22 protein-coding genes are annotated in these 21,216 nt (G+C 61.6%); 5 read left to right on the top strand and 17 right to left on the bottom strand.

The features are described from left to right. Positions 1-11 precede the first annotated feature (11 nt). Together PspS49_RS02125 and hemE are read left to right on the top strand one after the other, a co-directional pair. Positions 12-1,430, top strand: a complete 1,419-nt coding sequence (locus PspS49_RS02125; RefSeq protein WP_007909438.1) for an FAD-dependent oxidoreductase — start codon at positions 12-14, stop codon at positions 1,428-1,430. A 252-nt stretch (positions 1,431-1,682) separates the two neighbouring features. Continuing rightward, entirely contained in the window at positions 1,683-2,750 is a 1,068-nt protein-coding gene (gene hemE, locus PspS49_RS02130; RefSeq protein WP_127925535.1) for a uroporphyrinogen decarboxylase, read from the top strand. A gap of 178 nt (positions 2,751-2,928) precedes the next feature. On the opposite strand, the gene PspS49_RS02135 is transcribed toward hemE, so the two are convergent. Beyond that, on the bottom strand, positions 2,929-4,203 hold the full coding sequence (locus tag PspS49_RS02135) for an MFS transporter (RefSeq protein WP_122599397.1): 1,275 nt from the start codon (positions 4,201-4,203) through the stop codon (positions 2,929-2,931). Between the two features lie 118 nt (positions 4,204-4,321). On the opposite strand from PspS49_RS02135, the gene PspS49_RS02140 reads away from it, so the two are divergent. After that, positions 4,322-5,224: a LysR family transcriptional regulator gene (locus tag PspS49_RS02140; protein ID WP_016983863.1), complete on the top strand. Its 903-nt coding sequence runs from the start codon at positions 4,322-4,324 to the stop codon at positions 5,222-5,224. A gap of 105 nt (positions 5,225-5,329) precedes the next feature. Here the strand turns inward: PspS49_RS02140 and PspS49_RS02145 are convergent, their stop codons facing one another. Next, entirely contained in the window at positions 5,330-5,767 is a 438-nt protein-coding gene (locus PspS49_RS02145; RefSeq protein ID WP_150750139.1) for an excinuclease, read from the bottom strand. A 116-nt stretch (positions 5,768-5,883) separates the two neighbouring features. Between PspS49_RS02145 and PspS49_RS02150 the strand changes: the two genes are divergently transcribed. Both PspS49_RS02150 and PspS49_RS02155 read left to right on the top strand, forming a co-directional pair. Next, a complete protein-coding gene (locus PspS49_RS02150) occupies positions 5,884-6,189 on the top strand; it encodes a type II toxin-antitoxin system RelE/ParE family toxin (protein WP_038360087.1) in 306 nt (101 codons plus the stop codon). Next, complete coding sequence (locus PspS49_RS02155) at positions 6,186-6,473, top strand: addiction module antidote protein (RefSeq protein WP_038360089.1); 288 nt, start codon at positions 6,186-6,188, stop codon at positions 6,471-6,473. The genes PspS49_RS02150 and PspS49_RS02155 overlap by 4 nt, the downstream gene beginning before the upstream one ends. A gap of 57 nt (positions 6,474-6,530) precedes the next feature. Here PspS49_RS02155 and PspS49_RS02160 read toward each other — a convergent pair whose 3' ends face one another. From PspS49_RS02160 to PspS49_RS02230, 15 genes are all read right to left on the bottom strand, one after another. Then, positions 6,531-7,334 (bottom strand): hypothetical protein, encoded by an 804-nt coding sequence (locus PspS49_RS02160; protein ID WP_038360091.1) that lies wholly within the window; start codon positions 7,332-7,334, stop codon positions 6,531-6,533. A 25-nt stretch (positions 7,335-7,359) separates the two neighbouring features. Further along, the gene (locus PspS49_RS02165; protein ID WP_150775527.1) at positions 7,360-8,586 is read right to left on the bottom strand and encodes a beta-ketoacyl-ACP synthase; all 1,227 of its coding nucleotides are present in this window, start codon (positions 8,584-8,586) and stop codon (positions 7,360-7,362) included. Then, on the bottom strand, positions 8,586-9,314 hold the full coding sequence (fabG, locus tag PspS49_RS02170) for a 3-oxoacyl-ACP reductase FabG (RefSeq protein WP_122599393.1): 729 nt from the start codon (positions 9,312-9,314) through the stop codon (positions 8,586-8,588). Before fabG ends, PspS49_RS02165 begins: the two co-directional genes overlap by 1 nt. Further along, positions 9,307-9,771, bottom strand: a complete 465-nt coding sequence (locus tag PspS49_RS02175; RefSeq protein ID WP_150775528.1) for a hotdog family protein — start codon at positions 9,769-9,771, stop codon at positions 9,307-9,309. The genes fabG and PspS49_RS02175 overlap by 8 nt, the downstream gene beginning before the upstream one ends. Beyond that, on the bottom strand, positions 9,768-10,964 hold the full coding sequence (locus PspS49_RS02180) for a beta-ketoacyl-[acyl-carrier-protein] synthase family protein (RefSeq protein WP_160037940.1): 1,197 nt from the start codon (positions 10,962-10,964) through the stop codon (positions 9,768-9,770). The genes PspS49_RS02175 and PspS49_RS02180 overlap by 4 nt, the downstream gene beginning before the upstream one ends. Beyond that, complete coding sequence (locus PspS49_RS02185; protein WP_160037942.1) at positions 10,961-11,443, bottom strand: hypothetical protein; 483 nt, start codon at positions 11,441-11,443, stop codon at positions 10,961-10,963. Before PspS49_RS02185 ends, PspS49_RS02180 begins: the two co-directional genes overlap by 4 nt. Before the next feature lie 113 nt (positions 11,444-11,556). Beyond that, positions 11,557-12,282, bottom strand: coding sequence for a methyltransferase domain-containing protein (locus PspS49_RS02190; protein WP_160037944.1), 726 nt, complete (start codon positions 12,280-12,282; stop codon positions 11,557-11,559). Then, positions 12,279-13,526 (bottom strand): NAD(P)/FAD-dependent oxidoreductase, encoded by a 1,248-nt coding sequence (locus PspS49_RS02195; protein WP_160037946.1) that lies wholly within the window; start codon positions 13,524-13,526, stop codon positions 12,279-12,281. The genes PspS49_RS02190 and PspS49_RS02195 overlap by 4 nt, the downstream gene beginning before the upstream one ends. Continuing rightward, on the bottom strand, positions 13,513-14,676 hold the full coding sequence (locus PspS49_RS02200) for a sodium:proton antiporter (RefSeq protein ID WP_160037948.1): 1,164 nt from the start codon (positions 14,674-14,676) through the stop codon (positions 13,513-13,515). Before PspS49_RS02200 ends, PspS49_RS02195 begins: the two co-directional genes overlap by 14 nt. Further along, the gene (locus tag PspS49_RS02205) at positions 14,673-17,012 is read right to left on the bottom strand and encodes an MMPL family transporter (RefSeq protein WP_160037950.1); all 2,340 of its coding nucleotides are present in this window, start codon (positions 17,010-17,012) and stop codon (positions 14,673-14,675) included. Before PspS49_RS02205 ends, PspS49_RS02200 begins: the two co-directional genes overlap by 4 nt. Beyond that, on the bottom strand, positions 16,996-17,598 hold the full coding sequence (locus PspS49_RS02210; protein ID WP_160037952.1) for an outer membrane lipoprotein carrier protein LolA: 603 nt from the start codon (positions 17,596-17,598) through the stop codon (positions 16,996-16,998). The genes PspS49_RS02205 and PspS49_RS02210 overlap by 17 nt, the downstream gene beginning before the upstream one ends. Then, positions 17,595-18,020: an acyl-CoA thioesterase gene (locus PspS49_RS02215; protein WP_160037954.1), complete on the bottom strand. Its 426-nt coding sequence runs from the start codon at positions 18,018-18,020 to the stop codon at positions 17,595-17,597. Before PspS49_RS02215 ends, PspS49_RS02210 begins: the two co-directional genes overlap by 4 nt. Continuing rightward, entirely contained in the window at positions 18,013-19,557 is a 1,545-nt protein-coding gene (locus PspS49_RS02220) for an aromatic amino acid ammonia-lyase (RefSeq protein WP_034152935.1), read from the bottom strand. The genes PspS49_RS02215 and PspS49_RS02220 overlap by 8 nt, the downstream gene beginning before the upstream one ends. Further along, positions 19,538-20,485, bottom strand: a complete 948-nt coding sequence (locus PspS49_RS02225) for a glycosyl transferase (protein WP_150650040.1) — start codon at positions 20,483-20,485, stop codon at positions 19,538-19,540. Before PspS49_RS02225 ends, PspS49_RS02220 begins: the two co-directional genes overlap by 20 nt. Next, positions 20,482-21,216, bottom strand: coding sequence for a glycosyltransferase family 2 protein (locus PspS49_RS02230; RefSeq protein ID WP_150750129.1), 735 nt, complete (start codon positions 21,214-21,216; stop codon positions 20,482-20,484). The genes PspS49_RS02225 and PspS49_RS02230 overlap by 4 nt, the downstream gene beginning before the upstream one ends.

Genomic DNA, 21,216 nt, shown 5'->3' on the forward strand with positions numbered 1-21,216 from the left:
AGGTTTTAACAATGGCTGAACGTCTGAATAACGACTTCCAGTTCATCGATGTCGGGCGCAAAGATCCGAAGAAGAAACTGTTGCGTCAACGCAAGAAAGAGTTCGTCGAAATCTACGAACCGTTCAAACCCCAGCAGTCGGCCGACCAGGCCCACCGCTGCCTGGGTTGCGGCAACCCGTATTGCGAATGGAAGTGCCCGGTGCACAACTTCATTCCCAACTGGCTGAAGCTGGTGGCCGAAGGCAACATCCTTCAGGCCGCCGAGCTGTCGCACCAGACCAACACCCTGCCGGAAGTCTGCGGTCGGGTATGTCCGCAGGATCGTCTGTGTGAGGGTGCCTGCACCCTTAACGACGGTTTCGGCGCGGTGACCATCGGTTCGGTCGAGAAGTACATCACCGACACCGCGTTCGCCATGGGCTGGCGCCCGGACATGTCCAAGGTCAAACCGACCGGCAAACGTGTCGCGATCATCGGCGCGGGCCCGGCGGGTCTGGGTTGTGCCGACGTGCTGGTACGCGGCGGCGTGACTCCGGTGGTGTTCGACAAGAACCCGGAAATCGGTGGCTTGCTGACCTTCGGCATCCCCGAGTTCAAGCTGGAAAAGACCGTGCTGAGCAATCGTCGCGAAGTCTTCACCGGCATGGGCATCGAATTCCGTCTGAATACCGAAGTCGGCAAAGACGTGACCATGGAGCAACTGCTCGCTGAATACGATGCCGTGTTCATGGGCATGGGCACCTACACCTACATGAAGGGCGGTTTTGCCGGTGAGGACCTGCCGGGCGTGTATGACGCGCTGGACTTCCTGATCGCCAACGTCAATCGCAACCTGGGCTTTGAAAAGTCGCCGGAAGATTTCGTCGACATGAAAGGCAAAAAGGTTGTGGTTCTCGGCGGCGGCGACACGGCGATGGACTGCAACCGCACGTCGATCCGTCAGGGCGCCAAGTCGGTGACCTGCGCGTATCGTCGTGACGAAGCGAACATGCCCGGCTCGCGCAAAGAGGTGAAGAACGCCAAGGAAGAAGGCGTGAAATTCCTCTATAACCGCCAGCCGATCGCCATCGTCGGCGAAGACAAGGTTGAAGGCGTCAAAGTGGTCGAGACCCGTCTCGGCGAACCGGACGCCCGTGGCCGTCGCAGCCCTGAGCCGATCCCGGGTTCCGAAGAGATCATCCCGGCCGACGCCGTGGTCATCGCTTTCGGTTTCCGCCCGAGCCCGGCGCCGTGGTTCGAACAGTTCGAGATCCAGACCGACAGCCAGGGCCGCGTCGTTGCGCCTGAGCAAGGTCAGTACAAGCACCAGACCAGCAACCCGAAAATCTTTGCTGGTGGTGACATGGTGCGCGGTTCCGACCTGGTGGTGACGGCAATCTTCGAAGGCCGCAATGCCGCCGAAGGGATCCTCGATTACCTGGGCGTCTGATTACATTTCAATCTGAAATGCGATCAAAAATGTGGGAGCGAGCCTGCTCGCGAAAGCGGTCTGTCAGCCAACTTAAATGTTGGATGTGCCGACCTCTTCGCGAGCAGGCTCGCTCCCACAGTTGTTTCTCGGTGTTGCTGATAGCGCATTCCAACGCAATAAATTGACCCGATAGACAAAAGGCTGACCTGCATCCGTGCCTTTTGCGTCGCGCTCTGAGAAAATGCCCGCACTTTTTTTCCGGATGCCGACATGACTGCCCTGAAGAACGACCGTTTCCTCCGCGCCCTGCTCAAGCAACCCGTTGACGTCACCCCGGTGTGGATGATGCGCCAGGCCGGCCGCTACCTGCCGGAATACCGCGCCAGCCGCGCCCAGGCCGGAGATTTCATGAGCCTGTGCATGAATCCGGAATTCGCCTGCGAAGTCACGATGCAACCGCTCGACCGCTACCCACAACTGGACGCGGCGATCCTGTTTTCCGACATCCTCACCATCCCCGATGCCATGGGCCAAGGCCTGTACTTCGAGACCGGTGAAGGTCCGCGCTTCAAGAAAGTCGTCAGCACGCTGGCCGATATCGAAGCCCTGCCGATCCCGGATCCGCACAAAGACCTTGGCTACGTCATGGACGCGGTCAGCACCATCCGTCGCGAGCTGAACGGTCGTGTGCCGTTGATCGGTTTCTCTGGCAGCCCGTGGACCCTGGCAACCTACATGGTCGAAGGCGGCTCGTCGAAAGACTTCCGCAAGACCAAAGCGATGCTCTACGACAACCCGCAGGCCATGCACCTGCTGCTGGATAAACTGGCGCAGTCGGTGACCTCGTACCTCAACGGCCAGATCATGGCCGGTGCGCAAGCGGTGCAGATCTTCGATACCTGGGGCGGCAACCTGTCGGCGGCGGCGTATCAGGAGTTCTCGCTGGCCTACATGAAGAAAATCGTCAGCGGCCTGATCCGCGAGCACGACGGCCGCAAAGTGCCGGTGATCATCTTCACCAAAAACGGCGGCCTGTGGCTGGAAAGCATCGCCGAGGCTGGCGCCGACGCACTGGGCCTGGACTGGACCTGCGACATCGGTAACGCCCGCGCCCGCGTTGGCGACAAGGTTGCGCTGCAAGGCAACATGGACCCGACCGTGCTGTACGCCAAACCGGAAGCGATCCGCACCGAAGTCGGGCGCATTCTGGCCAGTTATGGCAAGGGCAGCGGTCACGTGTTCAACCTTGGCCATGGCATCACGCCTGAGGTTGATCCGGAGCATGCCGGTGCGTTCTTGCGTGCGGTGCATGAGCTGTCGGCGCAGTATCACGAGTGATCGCCACACCATAAAAAACGCCCGGCTAAATGCCGGGCGTTTTTATTTGCACGATCCTACGTCGGACGCAGACCAATTGTAGGAGTGAGCCTGCTCGCGATAGCGGTGAGTCAGTCGCCCAATATGTTGGCTGACACACCGCTATCGCGAGCAGGCTCACTCCTACATGGGTTACGCGTCAGGCCTTTACACCCTGCAATGGCGGCAACTTCGCCAGCTTCAACGCCACCAGCAGCGCGATCAGCAACAGCGCGCCAATAAACAAGCCGATGCCATTCCACCCGCCAAGATGCCAGAACACCCCGCCCGCCGTGCCGGCAATGCTCGACCCGGCGTAATAACTGAACAGGTACAACGACGACGCCTGTCCCTTGGCCTTGGTCGCGCGACGGCCGATCCAGCTGCTCGCCACCGAATGCGCGCCAAAGAAGCCAAAGGTGAAGATCAACATGCCGACAATCACCAGCAGCAGCGGCGTAAACATGGTCAAGGCAAGACCGGCAAACATCAGCGCAATGGTCGCCCACAGCACCTTGCGCCGCCCCAGTTTGTCCGCCAGCGAACCGATCTTCGCCGAGCTGTAAATCCCCGACAGATACACCACCGACAGCAAACCAACGAACACCTGATCGAGGTTGTACGGCGCGGCCAGCAAGCGATAACCGATGTAGTTGAACAGCGTGACGAACGCGCCCATCAACAGAAATGCTTCAAGAAACAGCAACGGCAGACCGGCATCGCGAAAGTGCATGGTGAAGCCGTCGAGCAAGCTGCGCGGGTGCAGCGAGCGTGAGCGGAAGTTGCGCGATTCGGGGAGGATCTTCCAGAACACCGCGGCGGCGATCATCGCCAGACCGCCAATCACCAGCATCGCCGTGTGCCAACTTACGAAGTCGATCAGCACGCCGGTGATCAAACGCCCGCTCATGCCGCCAATGGCATTGCCGCCAATGTACAAACCCATCGCCAGACCAATGTGTTGAGGGTGAATTTCTTCGCTCAGATAGGTCATTGCCACCGCTGCCAGCCCACTCAACGACAGCCCGATCAGCGCGCGCATGATCAGCACACCTTCCCAGCTCGGCATCATTGCGCTGGCCATGGTGCACAGCGCCGCTGCGAACAGCGCAGTCACCATCACCGGTTTGCGCCCGACCCGATCAGAGATCGGTCCGGTGATCAGCAGGCCGATGGCGAGCATGCCGGTCGCCACCGAGAGGATCAGGCTGCTCTGCGCCGCATTGATCCCGTACTCGTGGGACAGCAGCGGCATCATCGGCTGCACGCAATACAGCAGGGCAAACGTCGCGAAGCCGCCGCTGAACAGCGCCAGCACCGTGCGCATGAACATCGGCGTGCCTTTTTCGATGTAGATCTCTTGCAGCTCGGCGACGACATCGTCCGCCGCAGCAGGCGGGACTTCATGGGCTAGGGGCGCGACAGCAGTTTTCACTTCAGACCTCGGAGGGCACGGCCAGGCAGGCAATGAAAAAATCATATAGCTGGCTAATGTTTCTATCCAATATATTGTTCGACCTGTTTGATAGCTTTAACGACCTAATGGGGTTTCCATGGAATTGCGTCATCTGCGCTACTTCATCGCCGTCGCCGAAGAGCTGCATTTTGGCCGCGCCGCACAAGTGCTGGGGATTTCTCAGCCACCGCTGAGCCAGCAGATTCAGGCGCTGGAGCAAGAGGTTGGCGCGCGGCTGTTCGAACGCACCAATCGTCGTGTCGAGCTGAGTGAGGCGGGGCGATTGTTTCTGGAGGAGGCGCGGCTGGTGCTGGCGCAGGTCGACAAAGCAGCGGATGTTGCCAGGCGTGCGCAGCTCGGTGAATTGGGCGAGTTGAAGATTGGCTTCACTTCGTCGGCACCGTTCAACTCGACCATTCCGCAGGCGATCTTTTCCTTTCGCCAGCGTTTTCCGGCGGTGCACCTCAACCTTCGCGAGATGAGTAGCACGCAAGTCGCCGAGGGCCTGGTGGATGAGTCGATCGAGGTTGGCATCATGCGCCCGCTGGGTTTGCCCGATTCGCTGAGTGTGGTGGAGTTGATGCGAGAGCCGCTGGTCGCCGTGCTCGGTTCCAAGCATCCATTGGCGCAGGGCAGTGAAGAAGGGCTGTTCCTCTCGGCGCTGGCGCTGGAGCCGTTCGTGTTCTTTCCGCGCAGCTACGGCAGCGGGCTGTATGCCCAACTGCTGAGTCTGGCGCGCGATGCCGGGTTCAGCCCGCACTTCGCTCAAGAGGCGGGAGAGGCGATGACCATTATTGGTCTGGTCGCAGCGGGGCTTGGAGTTTCGGTACTGCCGGCGTCTTATCAGCGGATGCGCATCGACGGCGTGGTCTATCGCCCGTTGCTCGATCCGGAGGCGGTGTCGGCGGTGTGGCTGGTGCAGCGCAAGGATCAGAAATCGCCGATGGCCAAGGCGTTTGTCGACCTTCTTACGCGCAAGGTTGAACCTTCAAAGGCCTGATTGCTGCGCAATTCAAATCGCGAGCAGGCTCGCTCCCACAGGGGAACGCATTCCAAGGTGGGAGCGAGCCTGCTCGCGAAGGCGTCGGCCCAAACATCACCGATTTCAGGGCAACCGCACCAAATCCCCCCTCAACGCCACCCGCGTGACAAAAATCCCCGCCCGGCACTCGTACGTATTCAAATCCTTGCGCACATGCTGGTCGTAATAGCTGACGATATTGACCACCGCATTCGCCCCGACCCGCTTGGCATCGGCCTGCAACTTGATCAGATTCGACTGCAACACCCACTCGCAGGAGTTGTGGTCACTCTTGTTGAAGCCGTTGGTCTTCAAATCACTGACCACCCCTCGGCGAAGCAACTGCTGCGTGCCCTGCGGCCCATTACCGAGCAGATAGAACTTCACACTGCCATCCAGCCGCCCGGCGCGAAGCGCATCCGACAGCACGGTTTCGAAGGGCATGTACATGAGGTTGGTAGCGTGGCTGGCGCTGGGCAGTAGCGCGAAAAGTGCGACGGCGATCAGGGCTTTCACTTGCATGGTCATCTCCTTGACGTAGCGATGAACATTCGCTGATTCAAAGAGTGTAGACACCGTACATCTGCTACAGAGAAAACAGTGTGGAGTATGTGTAGCTCAAAGGCTACACTTCGGCGATGACTGAGATTCTTCGAAGTTCCACATTTTCCAGCTGGCTTTTAAAGTTGGCTGATAGTCGCGCCAGGATGCGTATTCAGGTGCGAATTGATCGTATGGCTGACGGAAATTTTGGCGATGTCAAAGCTATCGGTGAAGGGCTCAGCGAAGTCAGAATTGACTATGGCCCCGGATATCGAGTCTATTTCATGCAACAAGGTCGGCAAGTGGTCATCCTCCTTTGCGGCGGAGACAAGAGCAGCCAACCCCGAGACATCAAGCAAGCCAGGCTCATCGCGGAGTCCTGGCAGGAGCAAAACCCATGACCGAAAAATTCACTCGTTGGGACTCAGCCGAGTACCTCAAGACAGAAGAGGACATGGCTAACTATCTGGACGCCTGCATGGAGGAGGCTGGAGATGACCCGGCTTTTATCGCCAAGGCACTTGGCACCATAGCGAGAGCGCGAGGCATGACTCAGGTCGCACGTGACGCAGGGTTGTCCCGAGAGAGCCTCTACCGCGCACTATCAGGTGAAGGAAACCCCGAGTTCGGAACAATCCTGAAAGTGGTGAAGGCGTTAGGATTGAAGTTACACGCCAGTACTTGATCCGGGCTGAATGACAAAGGGCGCCGAATGGCGCCCTTTGTCGTTTCTACAATCCCATCAATCCACGTGCGCCAGATCCCCGCGCAGCGCCACGCTCGACACCACCAGCCCGGCACGGCACTGGAATTTTTCGGTGTCCTTGTACAGATCACGCTGGTCGACGCTGGCGATGTTGATCACCGCGTTGGCGTCGGCTTTCTTCGCGGCGTTCTGCAAGGTGGCCAAGGCCGATTGCAGCGCCCAGAAGCAGGCGTCTTCGTCGGACTTGTTCGAGCCGTTGGTTTTACGGCTGCTGCTCACGGTGTCGAGTTTGCGCACCTGTTTTGGCAGCGTTTCGCCGGCCAGGTAGAACTTCACGCTGCCGTCGAGCAGGCCGGCGTCGGTGGCGCGTTTGACGCCTTCGCGGAAGCTCAGGTAAGTCGGCTCGTCGGCACCCTGTTTGATGATGCCTAGGTTGTTGACGGCTTCGATGTCCGGGTTGATCGACAGCTCTTTGAGCACGTTGTCGCGCAGGCGATTGACCCAGCGGTTGTAGTTGCCGTGGATCTTGCCGTCCTTGGCGTCGAGGCCGTAGCTGCTGCGGTAATCGATTTCAAACGAAGTCGGGGTAAACGGAATATCGACTTCGGCGTGATGACGACCGCGTACGGTGATCGCCGCTTTGATCATGCCCGGACGTACCGATTGCACGACCCACTGGCGATCGTTCAGCGCAGTGACGATGGCGCGGCTCATCTGTTGCTGGGTGAAGCCGAGGTTGGGCGAGAACTCTTCCTTGGCGTTGTAAACCGGTTTGCTGGTGCAACCGCCGAGCACAAAAGCCAGTGCCAACAGAGCGGCGATGCGGTGAAACTGAGTCATTCCCTTCACTCCAAAGGTGTTGCGGTCAGTGCCAGCGGCGGAAAATCAACGAGGTGTTGACGCCACCAAAAGCGAAATTGTTGTTCATCACGTAGTCGTGATGCATCTGGCGGAATTCGCCGCGCAGGTAATCGAGTTTGCCGCAGTGCGGATCGACCTCGTCGAGGTTGAACGTGTGCACATACAGGTCGCGGTTCATCATCTCGATGCTGAACCACGACTCCAGCGCGCCGCAGGCCCCGAGGGTGTGGCCAAGAAAGCTCTTCTGCGAACTGATCGGCATGCGTTCGCCAAACAAACTGCTGGTTGCCAGTGTTTCGGCAATGTCGCCCTGTTCTGTAGCGGTGCCGTGGCCATTTACATAACCGATGGCCTCCGGCGTCAGGCCGGCGTCTTCCAGCGCCAGTTCCATGGCACGGCGCATGGTCACTTGTTCCGGGCGTGTGGTGTGCTGGCCGTCGGCGTTGCTGCCGAAACCGACGATCTCGGCGTGGATGTGCGCACCGCGCGCCAGAGCATGTTCCAGCTCTTCAAGGACCAGCATGCCGCCGCCTTCACCGATCACCAGGCCATCGCGGCCCTTGTCATACGGGCGTGGACTGGTCTGTGGCGCCTCGTTTTTCAGGCTGGTGGCGTAGAGCGCGTCGAAGACCATGGCTTCGGTCGGGCACAACTCTTCGGCGCCGCCGGCGAGCATCAAGGGCAGGCGGCCGAACTTGATCGCCTCGTAGGCGTAACCGATGCCCTGGCTGCCGCTGGTGCAGGCGCTGGACGTCGGGATCAAACGACCGGTCAGGCCAAAGAAGATGCTGATGTTGGCGGCGGTGGTGTGCGGCATCATCCGCACGTAGGAGTTGGCGTTGAGGCCTTCGGCGACCGAGTTGAGCAGCATATTGCCGAACGCTTTGATCTCGTCGGTGCTGCCAGTGGACGAGCCGCACGCGACGCCCATGCGCCCGTCCTTGATCGATTCGTCACCGAGCAAACCGGCGTCAGCCAGGGCGTTTTCTGCCGCACGAACCGCCAGCCGCGACACCCGGCCCATACTGCGCAGCTGTTTGCGCGTCCAGTGGGCGGGTACTTCGAAGTCATCGATCGGCCCGGCCAGGCGCGTGTTGAGTTCGCTGAAACGATCCCACTCGTCCATCCGGCGAATGCCGCTGCGATTGGCCGCGAAGTTGCCAGCGATGGTCTCCCAGTCGCTGCCCAGCGAGGTGATGCCGGCCATGCCGGTGACGACGACGCGCTTCATCAGCACAAGCCTCCGTTGACCGCCAGCACCTGGCGGGTGATGTACGAGGCTTCCGCCGACATCAGGAAATTCACCGCACTGGCGACCTCTTCCGGGGTGCCCATGCGTTGCGCGGGGATCATTTTCATCAATTCTTCCACCGGCACGTTTTCGTCGAGCATCGCGGTGTCGATCAGGCCCGGCGCGACGCAGTTAACCGTGATTTTGCGCTTGCCCAGCTCGATCGCCAACGCCTTTGCCGCACCGATCACCCCGGCCTTGGAGGCGCTGTAGTTGACCTGTCCACGGTTGCCGATCAGCCCCGACACCGAGGTGATGCAGACAATGCGACCAGCAGCACGGCGGCGGATCATCGGCATCATCACCGGGTGCAGCACGTTGTAGAAACCGTCGAGGTTGGTGCGCAACACCACGTCCCAATCGTCGTCACTCAGCGCCGGAAACGCACCGTCGCGGGTCAGGCCGGCATTCAACACAACACCGTAATAGGCACCGTGGCTTTCGACGTCGGCTTCCAGGATGGTTTTGCAGGTTTCGCGATCGGCAACGTCGAATTGCAGGATGCGCGCCTTGCGCCCCAAGGCTTCGATTTCCGCCTGAACGCCTTGCGCCTCAGTCACGCCGCTGCGGCAATGCAAGACGATATCGTGCCCGGCCTGCGCCAGACGCAAGGCAATGGCGCGGCCGATGCCACGGCTGGAGCCGGTGACCAGTACGGATTCAGTCATCGTTCGACTCCTGTGTCTGTTGCAGATATTGGGATGGCTGGGGTGGGCGGAACACGTTCAGCCGCGCGCTGGCATGGATGCCGGCGCCGTGGATATGACATTCGAATACGCCCATGCCGTTGTCGTCTTCCAGCGAGCGCAGACCATGAATGGTCAGATCGCTACCGGCGGGAAACGCTTCGACGTTGCATTCGAACTTGCGCGTGCCGAGCAGGAACCCCAGCTCCACCGGATTGCCTTTGAGTCGCGCGTGGCAACCGGCAAACGCGGCGACGCTCTGTGCCATCAGTTCGACGCCGACCCATGCCGGCAGGCTGCCGTCGGGCAGGCTGAACAAGCCTTCGGGCTTGACCGTGAGGCGGGTGAAAATCTGCTCCTCGTCAAAGCTGAGGATGCTGTCGATCAGAATCATGTCGCCCGCATGGGGCAGCAGTTCGGCGAGCGGCCAGGCCGTCATGGGGCGTCTCCGATAATCAGGCTGACGTTGTTGCCGCCGAAGGCAAACGAGTTGCTCATCAGGTAGCGGGGTGCAATGGACGTCAGGCGCTCGCTCGCGGTCACCCACTTCAGCGGCGGCAGCGCGGGATCGGCCTGACCGTCCCAGACGTGTGGCGGCAAGGCGTGGTCGGGATTGTCGACGCTCAGGCTCAACCAGCAAAACGCCGCTTCCAGTGCGCCGGCTGCGCCGAGGGTGTGGCCGGTCAGCGGTTTGGTCGACGAGCAGGCCACGCCTTCGGGGAACAGTGCGGCGACCGCCAGACTTTCCATGGCGTCGTTGTGCTGGGTGGCGGTGCCGTGCAGGTTCAGGTAGTTGATCTGCGTTGCTTGCAGATGCGCGCGGTTCAAGGCTTTCTGCATGGCTTGCAGCGCGCCGCGCCCGGTCGGCTCAGGGGCGGAGATATGATGGGCGTCGGAACTGGCACCGGCGCCGAGCAGGGCAATGGCCGGGCCTTCGCCTTGCTGTTTGCTCATTACGAACAGCACCGCCGCTTCGCCGATGTTGATACCGCTGCGGTTGGCCGAGAACGGATTGCAGCGTTCGTCGGACATTGCTTCCAGTGACGAGAAACCGTTGAGGGTCAGTTTGCACAGGCTGTCGACGCCACCGCACAGCACCGCGTCGCACAGGCCCAGATCGAGCAAACGCTGAGCGCTCATCAGCGCCCGAGCGCTGGAGGTGCACGCCGTGGAGATCACATACGCCGGGCCGCTCAGTTGCAGCCAGTCGGCGAGGAAATTCGCTGGCGCGCCGAGTTCCTGCTGACGGTAATCGTACTCCGCCGGAAACTGTTGCTCGCGGATGTAATGCGCCAGACCACGGCTGGCCTCGTCGATGCCCGAGGTGCTGGTGCCAAGCACCACGCCGATGCGCTCGCGGCCATAGGTCTGGATCGCTTGATCGATGTCATCGCGAATCTGCTGTGCCGCTTCCAGCAACAGCTGATTATTGCGGCTGCGCTGATCGGCGAGTTCTGCCGGGATCGGCGCCAGTTTGCCTTGCACGGCAGCGACGGGTAACACACGTTCGGGCACCCAGCCGGACTCATGGCGCATGCCCGAGCAGTCGCCAGCGAACAAATTGCGCGCCACTTGTTGTTTGTCGCGACCCAGCGAACAGATCACGCCGAGGGCATTCAGGTAGGCGGTCATGGCGTCGGTTCACCCAGCGGTGCAACCCGATAGTGCGGGCCTTGGGGCAGGTTCAATTGAAAGCTCAACGGTTGTGAATAGTGAATATCCCAGCGCGCAGGCAGGGACCGTTGCTGACCTTCTTGTTGCGCGGCGGGGTAATTGCGCAGCAGCTCACCGGACGGGGTCAGGGCGAACAACAGCGCGGCGAACAATTCCCGCGCTTCCGGATTCGGTGGCAGCAGCCCATCGGCTTGCCAGTGCCCGTCGATCAATTGCTGACGCGCCTGAGGGATGCCCAGCGGATCCATCATCGACCAGCGGATGCCGGGACCTTCGCGCTGGATCACCAACAGCCAGTCCTGGCGTTGTTCGGCTTGCTGGCGTTCGATGTGCAGTTGCAGCGGCAGGGGCAGCGTCGGGTTGCCCGCTGGCAGCGGCGCCTGGCTGGCGCAGGCACTCAACAGAAGAATCACGCCGACCACGAAAAGTCGCCACACCGCGGACACTGTAGGAGTGAGCCTGCTCGCGATAGCGGTCGGACATTTAAAATACAGGTTGGCTGACCCACCGCTATCGCGAGCAGGCTCACTCCTACAAGGATTTGTGTACATCAGGAAACCTCTGCCAGAGGCTTGCGCGCAACGACATTCACCAACGTCTCTTCGCGCTGCCCGAACGGCTTTGGCTTGCGCAACCCGAACCGCTCCAGCAAGCCAAAATCCTTCGACCGGCTCCACCACAGATACGGGTAGGAAACATTGCGTTCGCCAAACTCGAAACCCTGCCCGCGAATCATCTGCAGATACTGCGCCGCACTCTTCTGCACTTGCATCGGATGGCGGAACAGCCAGCGAATCACCCACGTATCAATGTATGCCTCGGTGGACTCGGCGAACAGCAGATAGCCGCCCGGTTTCAGCACCCGATAAAACTCGGCCAGGGACTTTTCCTGCTCGACCAGATGATGAAAGGTCTGGTGGCAGAACAGCAGGTCAACGCTGGCGTCCGCTACATTGAGCGTCGCGCAATCGCTGCCGATCAGTTCCACGTCCAGTTCCAGACGCGTCGCTTCTGCGCCGCTCAATTCAAGGCTGTGCGGATCAGCATCAACGCCGATCAAACGCTGTGGCGCAAAGGTCTGGCGCAGATGGCCGAACGACTTGCCCTGACCGCAACCGGCGTCCAGCAGCACCGGATTTTCCGGCAGGGCGTCACTGAACAAGCCGCGCAAATCATTGATCGCCACGCGCAACACATGGTGCTGCCAGGTGTGACTGCGCAGGAACCAGAAACCGAAGCGGGTTTCCTCGACGTAGCTGTCGCTCAGGTAATTCATGTGGCGTCCTTTGCACAGAGTTCGGAAATCATCTTCAAGCGGCGACGCGCTTCGCTGACGAACGGATTGCGCTCATCCCAGGCGTAACCGGCGAGGATGGAGCAGATCATCCGACGGATTTCCGCCTGACTGTCTTCATAAAAAATCACGTCTTGAAAAGTGCCGGCGTACCAGCCCTCGACGTAGCAGCGGAAGGTGTCAACGCCGCGCTTGAGCGGCTCGGCGAACTCGCTTTGCCAGTCAACCGTTTCACCCTGCAACTGACGGTGCAGAACGGCAGCGGCCATGCTCGCCGAGCGCATGGCGATGGTCACGCCGGAGGAGAACACCGGGTCGAGAAATTCCGCCGCGTTGCCGAGCAGCGCGAAACCCGGACCGTGCAGGGTTTTCACATTGGCCGCGTAGCCGCCGAGGGTGCGCGCCGGGGTGTCCCACACGGCATTGTTCAGCACGCCGGCAAGGCTCGGCGTTTCGGCGATGAAGCCGCGCAGGCAGGCATCCAGATCGCTGTCGCGACCCTTGAAATGTTCCTCGGCCGCGACCACACCCACCGAGCAGCGTCCGTTGCTGAACGGGATCGTCCAGAACCAGATATCGCGATGCTCAGGATGGGTGGTGACGAGGATCTTTTCGCGGTCGAAGGCCGGGTTGTCGATGTGATCTTCGACGTGGGTGAACACCGCCTGACGCACCGGGAAATTCGACGGTGCTTCGAGGTCCAGCAAGCGTGACAGCACACGACCGTAGCCGCTGGCATCAAGGACGAAATCCGCTTCGACGCGGTACTCACTGCCGTCCTCGCGGCGCACGTCGAGCAACGGTTTTGTCCGGTCGAAATCGACGCTGACGATGGCATCGCCGTAGCGGATTTCCGCGCCTTGCAACGCCGCTTGATCGGCCAGCAGTTTGTCGAAGTCGGCGCGTTGCACCTGGAACGTGGTCGGTTTGCCGCCGGTAAAAGTCTCAGCGAAGTCGAAGGCGCTGTAACGCTCGCCCCATGCGAATGCGGCGCCGGTCTTGCGCTGGAAACCGGCGGCGTTGACGGCGTCGAGCATGCCGGCCTCTTCGACGAAATCCAGGCAATGGCTGAGCAGGCTTTCACCGATGGAAAAGCGTGGGAAGTGCTGGCGCTCGAGCACCAGCACATCGTGGCCCTTGCGCTTGAGCAGCGCGGCGGCGATGGCGCCGGACGGGCCGGCGCCGATGATCACGACCTGACGGGATTCCATTTCAACGATTGGCACGTGAACTCCGGGGCAAAGGATGTTGCAGATTCAATGGTGCGCGATGCAGACCGATCAGGGCCGGTAGCAGCGTCGCGATCAGGCCCATCAGCATCAGCGCGAAGTACAGCGCCGGGGTGATGAGTTGTTGTTGCAAGAGCAGATTGAGAAAGACGATTTCGCTGAGGCCACGAATGTTCAGCAGCACGCTTTCACGCCAACGGCTGGCGCCTTCGAACGAAGCACCGGCCCAGCCGAGACCGAGCCAGTTGCCGAGCAGTTTACTGGCAATCGGCAACAGCAGCAGCGCCGCCCATTGCACCGCGCCGAGGCTGGCGAGGGCGCTGTGCACGTCGATCTGCACAATGCCGAAGGTGAGGATCAGCGGAATCGCCAGCCACGTTTGCAAGCGGCTCATCCAGCGCGCCGGCAACGGTAGCACCAGTGGCACTTTCAATGCGGCCATACACAGCAGATAACCGATGCCGAAGATCAACGCGTTGAGTTTGTAATGCTCGGCCATCACCAAAAGCGCAAAGAACCCGAGGCTGTAGGTCAGCGGTCGACGCACACGCAACAGATTCAATAGCAACGGCACACAGGCGAGACCCAGCGGCAGCAGCAGACTGCTCAGATGCAGACTGCCCTGGGCGAGGCCGAACAGCGTCCAGCAGGTCAGATCAATGAGGATCGCGGTCTGCACCAGGCGGCGCGTGGCGGCGGGCGGGTAATCGATGTGGCGCAGATACAGGTAGAGCACCGGGATCGCGGTAATCGCGAACACCAGGCCGATGGCCAGCGAGTTGAGCCACGGTTGCGCCGGCAGTAGCCAATAAGCCGCGGCAAGACCACAGGCGAACGGCACGGCGAAACTGGGCACGGCGATTTTCACACTCTGCCGATCCAGTTTCAGATCGATCACATCGCTGAGAATATGCCCGAGCAGCAGGGCGAAACTCAGGCTGTAGAGGTTTTTCAGCCAGTCTGGTGCGATCAGTTCTGCGCCGCTGAGCTGCCAGCCTGGCTCGATCCAGAAGTACATCAGCAGCGGCAAGCCGAAGCTCGCCAGCAGTAACTGGCTGACAATCGGAATCAGACCGAAGTGGCGTCCGACGCGGGTGGCCACGGCAAACAACGCCAGCGCCATGAACCAGAAGGCGACGACCATCATGCTGCCGGCTCCGCGACTGTCGCGGTGTGTTCGTGGCGTCCGGCCCACGGTGCGAGCATGAAGCTGAACGCCAGACCGAGGCTCACCGACAGACCGAAGTTGCTCACCGCCGGCGTGCTGGAAACCGCCAGCAAACCGAACGACAGCCACGTCGTCACAGCCGCCAGCAAGGTGCCGAGCAGGCTCACCGCCGCGCCGCCGACTTGTTCACGCATGAGAATCGCGTAATCAACGCTGATCGCCGTGACCAGCAGCAGGCCGAACAGGCTGAACAGGGTCAGTGGCTGACCGAGCCAGCCCAGACTGGCGAGGCTACACAGCGCGGCGAGCAACGGCAGGGCGACAATGCGCAGCGCACCGCCGAGACCGAACGGCAGCATCAGCACCAGCACGATCAATGCGCAGGAAGCGAGTTTCAGTTCGGCAGCGCTGATCTGCGTCGCGGCGAAAACCTCGTTCAATTCACCGAGACGATCGACCAGCATCACCCCCGGCAAATCCAGCGCCTGCACCCGCAGCAGCGCCGGGTTGTTCAGACCTTGCAGACTGGTCATTGCCGCTACGCCGTCTTCGGTCGGGCCGAGCCAGAGTGTGCGATATGGCTCGCCGAGCGGGCCGGCCAACGCTGCGTCGATGTCTTCGGCGGGCACGGTCTGCAACTGTTGCAGTTCGCTTTGCAGCGCGGCGAGCGGTACGCCGAGGTCAAGCAGTGGCTGCCAGTATTGCGGCAGTTTGTTCAGCGCCGCGCGCACTTGCTCTTGCTGATTCGGCGGGCTGACCAGTTGATCGAGGGCCAGATAGCCTTGCAGCTTGTCGAGGTTGACCAGTTGCTCCAGGCGCTCGCTCAGCGCGGCCTGACGCTCGAGCAATTGCTGCTGATTGTCGGCGCGCACGAGGAAAAACTGGCTGGTCGGCTGATAGCCGGTGATGCGCGCGATGGCCTGCGCTTCGTCGGTCAGCTGTTGCGGTGCGCCGACCCATTGGCGGATGTCATTCTTGCTTTGCAGCTGCACCAGACCGCCCACACAGAAGGCGATCAGCAGCGCCAGCAACACCGGCGTGCGTACGCGTTCGAGGAGTTTTTCGCGCAGCGCAACCATGCGCTCGGCCAAATGCAGCGGCCATTGCGCGGGACGCAGTTCGACGTTGTTCAACAGCGCCGGCAACAGGCATACCGCCGACAAATACGCGCCGAGCAGGCCGGCGGCAGAGAACACGGCGATTTGCGTCAGCGCCGGGAACGGCGTCCAGGCCAGCGCCAGATAACCAATGGCGCTGGTGATCAGGCTCAGGGTCAGCCCGGACAAGGTCAGGCGCAAGGCTGGCCAACTGCGCCACGGCTTCAGGCTCCAGCTCTTCGACAAATAGTGCAGCGGATAGTCCACCGCCACGCCGATCAGGCTGGAGCCGAGCACCAGCGTCATCACATGCATGTGGCCGAACAGCGCCACACACGCCACCGCACCGAACAACATGCCGACCAGCACCGGCACGAACGCCAGCAACACCCGCCAGCGGCGAAACGCGAGCAGCAGCAGCAACAGAATGCCGACAGTGGCCCCGCCGCCAACCCAGGTCATTTCACGGGTGGCTTGCTGCTGACCGTTGGCCGCGTACAGCAAACCGCTGGCAGCAAGCAGTTGCACGTCGGATTTCGCGGCCTGCTCGCGGCTGGCTCCCAGCAGTGCCGCGACTTGCAGCGGCAAGTTCATGTCGAAGGCGTTGCCGGTGGTGCGCGCGCGCAGCAGCACCCAGCTCTTGCCGTCGGCATCGGCAATCAGCGCGCCGCTGCCGATGTCCAGTTGCACCGAACCGTGCTGCGGCTGGCTGTTCTGGATGCGCCCGGTCAGGCCGAGCCAGTCGTCCTGGCTCGGCACCAGAGTGAAACCGTTGAACGGGTCGAACAACGCCTGCACGCGTTGCTGAATGAACACGTCGGGGTGTTCGATCAGCAGTTGTCGATCGTCTGCCGAGAGCATCGCCAGCCGCCCTTGCAGCAGTTGCGTGCGCAGCGCTGGCAGATCTGCCTGCAGGTTCCATTGCACTTTTTCGAACAGACCACTGGCCTGCCATTGCTCGCCCAGCGTCTGTGCCATGGCCACCGCTTGCTGGCGATCGGCGTGGCCGACCAGCACCAGCATCTCGCGGTTGAGCGGTTCCTGCATGCGCTGCTCGGCGCGCTGTTCAAGAGCGTCCGGGTGAGTGCCGGGCACCAGTTCCATCAGGTTCGCCGACAGCGGCGCACCGTCGCGCCATTGCCAACCGGCCAGCGCGACGACCGCCAGCAGCAGGATCAGAAACAGCCAGGGCAGCCTGCGTTCACTCGGCAAAGTCATGTTGCTCCGCGTCGCTCAACGGTTGACTGGCGTTGCTGTCCTGCATGCGCAGCACGGTGCTGTCGCCCTGGGTTTCCAGCAATTCGATGGTCTGCACCAGCGCGCCGCCGTCGATATTGATTTGATTGAACACTTGCTTGAGCAGCAGCGAGCGCGGGGTCAGGGTGAGTTTCCACTGTTGTGCATCGCCGCTCAGCGCCAGTTCGAAATCCCGTTGCAGGCCGCTGCTGTCGCCTTGCAGCACGGCGAGGAACAAACGGTTCTGTTCAGCCCCGGCGCTCTTGTTCGGCAGCAATTGCCAGCCGTTGTCGTCACGACGGGCGATGCCTTTGGCGCTGATGCGGTAATCCTGTTGCAACGGTGTTTTCAGCAACCAGAGCAGGCCGTGGTTTTTTGCCAGAACGAAGCTGCCCTTGCTGATCAGTGGCTGCGGTAATGCACGCAGGTGTTTTTCCTGGATGAACTGGCCGTGGATCACGTCCGGTTTCGCCAGTTGTTCGCTGAGCTGTTGCAGGTCGAAGGCGTTGGCCAGCGACGACACGGCCAGCAGCGCCACTGCGCCAAGGCTTTTGAATAACAGGTTCATCGCAGCATCCTTTCCACGGCATCGGTGAAGACCTTCGGCGAAGCCAGTTGCATCTCGCGACTGTTCACTTCAACGGCGACCTGCACCGAGCTGGCGCGGGTCAGGCGCTCGCCGGTTTGCAGGTCGGTGATCAGGTAATTGATCTTCAGTCGGTTTTCCCACTCGACCAGACTGGCGCGCACGTTCAGGCGCTGACCGAACACCGCGCCACGCACGTAGCGCAGTTGCAGGTCGATGATCGGCCAGGCGTAACCCGACTCGACCATGTGCGTGTAGTTGTGGCCGATCTTGTCCAGCAGCGCGCAACGCGCCACTTCCAGATACTTGACGTAATGGCCGTGCCAGACGACGTGCATGGTGTCGACGTCGAAGAACGGCACGAGGATTTCGGTGTCGGCGTGAAGCACTCCGGCGCTACGCATGCAGCCTCCAGTGTTGCGCAGCGATGCGTTGCAGGCACAGGCGCAATTCGCCTTCCAGGGCGCGGTCTTCGATCACCGGCGGGAAGTCCTTGGCCAGTTCTGCGTGCATCGCCGCCAGCGATGGCGGCAACGGTCGGGCGTCTTCGGCCTGGGCGCGCAGCCACACGCCCTGGTTGGCGGCGAGCAGGGTGGCGGCGGCGACCTGTTCGGTCAGCTCCAGCACACGAATCGCATCGCGGGCGGCGATGGTGCCCATGCTCACTTTGTCCTGGTTGTGGCACTCGGTGGAGCGCGAGAACACGCTGGCCGGCATGGTGTTTTTCAGCGCTTCGGCGGTCCAGGCGCTGGTGCCGATCTGCACGGCTTTGAAGCCGTGGTTAATCATTGCGCGATCCGCCGGAGCACCGGACAGGTTGCTCGGCAGACCGTGGTTGTAACGCTCGTCGACCAGCAGCGCGAGCTGGCGGTCCAGCAGGTCAGCGACGTTGGCCACGAGGTTTTTCAGGCTGTCCATGGCGAACGCGATGTGGCCGCCGTAGAAGTGCCCACCGTGCAAAACGCGCTCGGCTTCGGCGTCGATGATCGGGTTGTCGTTGGCGCTGTTCAGTTCGGTCTCGATGAACGAACGCAGCCAGTTCAGGCTGTCGGCCAACACCCCGAGCACGTGCGGGGCGCAACGCAGCGAATAGCGATCCTGCAGGCGATGCAGCGGTGCTGTCGGCGCGTCGATCGCCAGATCCTTGCGCAGCCACGCGGCGACCTGCATTTGCCCAGGATGCGGTTTGGCGGCGAACAGGCGCTCGTCGAAGTGCTCCGGATTGCCTTGCAGCGCGACCACATTGAGCGCGGTGATGCGCGTGGCCAGTTGCAGTAGATAATCAGCGCGGGCAAAGGCCAGGCACGCGAGGCCGGTCATCACCGCGGTACCGTTCATCAGCGCCAGCGCTTCTTTCGGGCGCAACACCAGCGGCGTCCAGCCGAGTTCGCGATGCACATCGGCCGCCTGACGGCGCTCGCCACGGAACATCACTTCACGTTCGCCGGACAAGGTCGCGGCGACGTAAGACAGCGGCGTCAGATCGCCGCTGGCACCGACCGAGCCTTCTTCGGGAATCAGCGGCAGGATGTCGTATTCGAGAAACGCGTGCAGGCGCTCCAGCAATTCCACGCGTACTCCGGAAACGCCGTGGCACAACGACTGCAAACGTGCCGCGAGCACCGCGCGAGTGGCTTGCGCATCAAGCAGTTTGCCCAACCCGCAACCGTGGAAGGTGTAGAGGTGACGCGGCAACGCTTCGACGTGATGCAACGGCACCGCGACCACGCAGGAGTCACCGTAACCGGTGGTCACGCCGTAGATCACGCCTTCCTTGTCCAGCAGCGAATCGAGAAACCGCGCGCCTTTGGCGATGCGCTCGCGATAGTCGGCGTCGCTCTGCAACTGCACGGGCGCCTGACGGTTGGCCAGGGCCAGCACGTCTTCGATGCGCAATGGGCGTTCGCCGAAGGTTACCGGCTCATGGGTTGGCGTCGTCATCGGTCTTCCAGAAAGGGTAAAAGTTGAACCATTGTTGCGGCGCTTCGAGGCAATAGTGACTCAGGCGCTGCGCATAGCGGGTGGCCCACTGATGAATGACCTGCTCGCGCTCGCTGCGCTTCCACACCACGGCGTCGGCGAAGGGCTCGAGGGTCAGGCGATAGTGACCGTCCGGTTGCTTGAGGCACATCAGCAGATTGACCGGGCATTTCAGCAGACCGGCGAGCAGCCACGGGCCTTGCGGGAATGGCGCCGGGTGGCCGAGGAAGTCCACGGTCACACTGCGCCCGCCGTGCAGCGGCACGCGGTCGCCAGCAATCGCCAGCCACTCGCCGCGCTCCAGGCGTTCGTGCAGTTGCAGCATGATCACCGGGTCGAGTTCGCTGACCTGGATCAGGCGCAGATTGGTCGCTCCGGCTTCACCGAGCAGGCGATTGAATTGCTCGGCATGCTTGGTGTGCACCAGCACGTTCATGGTGACCTTTTCGCCGATCTCCGCCAGTGCGCGACAGACTTCGAGATTGCCCAGGTGCGCGCCGACCAGCAGTTGCCCGCGACTGCCGCGCAACTGGTTGCGCAGCAGCGCCGGGTCGATGATTTCGATTTGTTCGATACGCAGTTTGCCGTTCCACACGTCAAGCTTGTCGAGCATCGAATCGGCGAAGGCCATGAACTGGCCGAACACCCGCCAATGCGTCGGGCGCAAATCGGCGCGCTGACTCCAGTCGGCCAGGCGCTGCTGGTATTGCCAGGCACTGCGCCGTGCGGTGCGGCCGAACAGGAAAAAGTACAGGACGATGCCGTACAGCAATGGGCTGAGCAGGCGTCGGCCAAGGACTTTTGCGGCGAACGCGGTGAATTTCATCAGCAGGAAACTGCCGCGTTCTTCGCGGTCGGCCCAGTGCTTCTTGTCGGTCTCGCTGGTCATGCTCGCCACCGCCGCCAGAGGATCACCGGGAAGCGCAGCAACATGCCAAGAAACAGCCGCGTATGCATGCTGGAAATCAGCGCGTTGTCGTGGAACAAGCGGAAGTGCGACACACCGTCCAGCGGGTAGTGCACGCTGGTTTGCAGCCAGCGCATCGGCTGATTGCGCCACGACAGGCGCACGAGAATGTCCGAGTCGAAATCCATGCGCTTGCCGACTTTCGCCGAGTCGATCACCGCCAGCGTCGGGGCCAGTGGATAGACGCGAAACCCGCACATCGAATCGCGGATCTGCAGCGACAGCGTGTTGATCCAGACCATCACGTGGGTCAGGTAGCGGGCGTACAAACGGCCTTTCGGCACGCTCTCGTCGAACAGCGGATAACCGCAGATCATCGCCTCGGGATGGGCGCGGGATTCATCGACGAAACGGGCGACGTCTTGTAAGTCGTGCTGGCCGTCGGCGTCGACCTGCAATGCGTGGGTGAAGCCCAGCAGCGCGGCCTCGCGCAGGCCCGTCATCACCGCGCCGCCCTTGCCTTGGTTGGCGGTGAGGCGTACCAGATGCACGTTGTCGCGCTCGGCCAGAGCGTCGAGGACCCTGGCGCAAGATGGCGTGCTGGCATCGTCCACCAGAATGCACGGCAGGCCTTGCGCGAGCAGGGCGTCGACCACCGTGGTGATCGCGGTTTCGTGGTTATAAACCGGGATCACGGCGCAAGGGTTATGCAT

The sequence above is a fragment of the Pseudomonas sp. S49 genome, assembly GCF_009866785.1.
Taxonomy (GTDB): domain Bacteria; phylum Pseudomonadota; class Gammaproteobacteria; order Pseudomonadales; family Pseudomonadaceae; genus Aquipseudomonas.

Coding starts and splice junctions, on each gene's coding strand:
- PspS49_RS02125 (WP_007909438.1), top strand. CDS start 12: ATGGCTGAACGTCTGAATAACGACTTCCAGTTCATCGATGTCGGGCGC.
- hemE (WP_127925535.1), top strand. CDS start 1,683: ATGACTGCCCTGAAGAACGACCGTTTCCTCCGCGCCCTGCTCAAGCAA.
- PspS49_RS02140 (WP_016983863.1), top strand. CDS start 4,322: ATGGAATTGCGTCATCTGCGCTACTTCATCGCCGTCGCCGAAGAGCTG.
- PspS49_RS02145 (WP_150750139.1), bottom strand. CDS start 5,767: ATGCAAGTGAAAGCCCTGATCGCCGTCGCACTTTTCGCGCTACTGCCC.
- PspS49_RS02150 (WP_038360087.1), top strand. CDS start 5,884: ATGACTGAGATTCTTCGAAGTTCCACATTTTCCAGCTGGCTTTTAAAG.
- PspS49_RS02155 (WP_038360089.1), top strand. CDS start 6,186: ATGACCGAAAAATTCACTCGTTGGGACTCAGCCGAGTACCTCAAGACA.
- PspS49_RS02160 (WP_038360091.1), bottom strand. CDS start 7,334: ATGACTCAGTTTCACCGCATCGCCGCTCTGTTGGCACTGGCTTTTGTG.
- PspS49_RS02165 (WP_150775527.1), bottom strand. CDS start 8,586: ATGAAGCGCGTCGTCGTCACCGGCATGGCCGGCATCACCTCGCTGGGC.
- fabG (WP_122599393.1), bottom strand. CDS start 9,314: ATGACTGAATCCGTACTGGTCACCGGCTCCAGCCGTGGCATCGGCCGC.
- PspS49_RS02175 (WP_150775528.1), bottom strand. CDS start 9,771: ATGACGGCCTGGCCGCTCGCCGAACTGCTGCCCCATGCGGGCGACATG.
- PspS49_RS02180 (WP_160037940.1), bottom strand. CDS start 10,964: ATGACCGCCTACCTGAATGCCCTCGGCGTGATCTGTTCGCTGGGTCGC.
- PspS49_RS02190 (WP_160037944.1), bottom strand. CDS start 12,282: ATGAATTACCTGAGCGACAGCTACGTCGAGGAAACCCGCTTCGGTTTC.
- PspS49_RS02200 (WP_160037948.1), bottom strand. CDS start 14,676: ATGATGGTCGTCGCCTTCTGGTTCATGGCGCTGGCGTTGTTTGCCGTG.
- PspS49_RS02205 (WP_160037950.1), bottom strand. CDS start 17,012: ATGACTTTGCCGAGTGAACGCAGGCTGCCCTGGCTGTTTCTGATCCTG.
- PspS49_RS02210 (WP_160037952.1), bottom strand. CDS start 17,598: ATGAACCTGTTATTCAAAAGCCTTGGCGCAGTGGCGCTGCTGGCCGTG.
- PspS49_RS02215 (WP_160037954.1), bottom strand. CDS start 18,020: ATGCGTAGCGCCGGAGTGCTTCACGCCGACACCGAAATCCTCGTGCCG.
- PspS49_RS02220 (WP_034152935.1), bottom strand. CDS start 19,557: ATGACGACGCCAACCCATGAGCCGGTAACCTTCGGCGAACGCCCATTG.
- PspS49_RS02225 (WP_150650040.1), bottom strand. CDS start 20,485: ATGACCAGCGAGACCGACAAGAAGCACTGGGCCGACCGCGAAGAACGC.
- PspS49_RS02230 (WP_150750129.1), bottom strand. CDS start 21,216: ATGCATAACCCTTGCGCCGTGATCCCGGTTTATAACCACGAAACCGCG.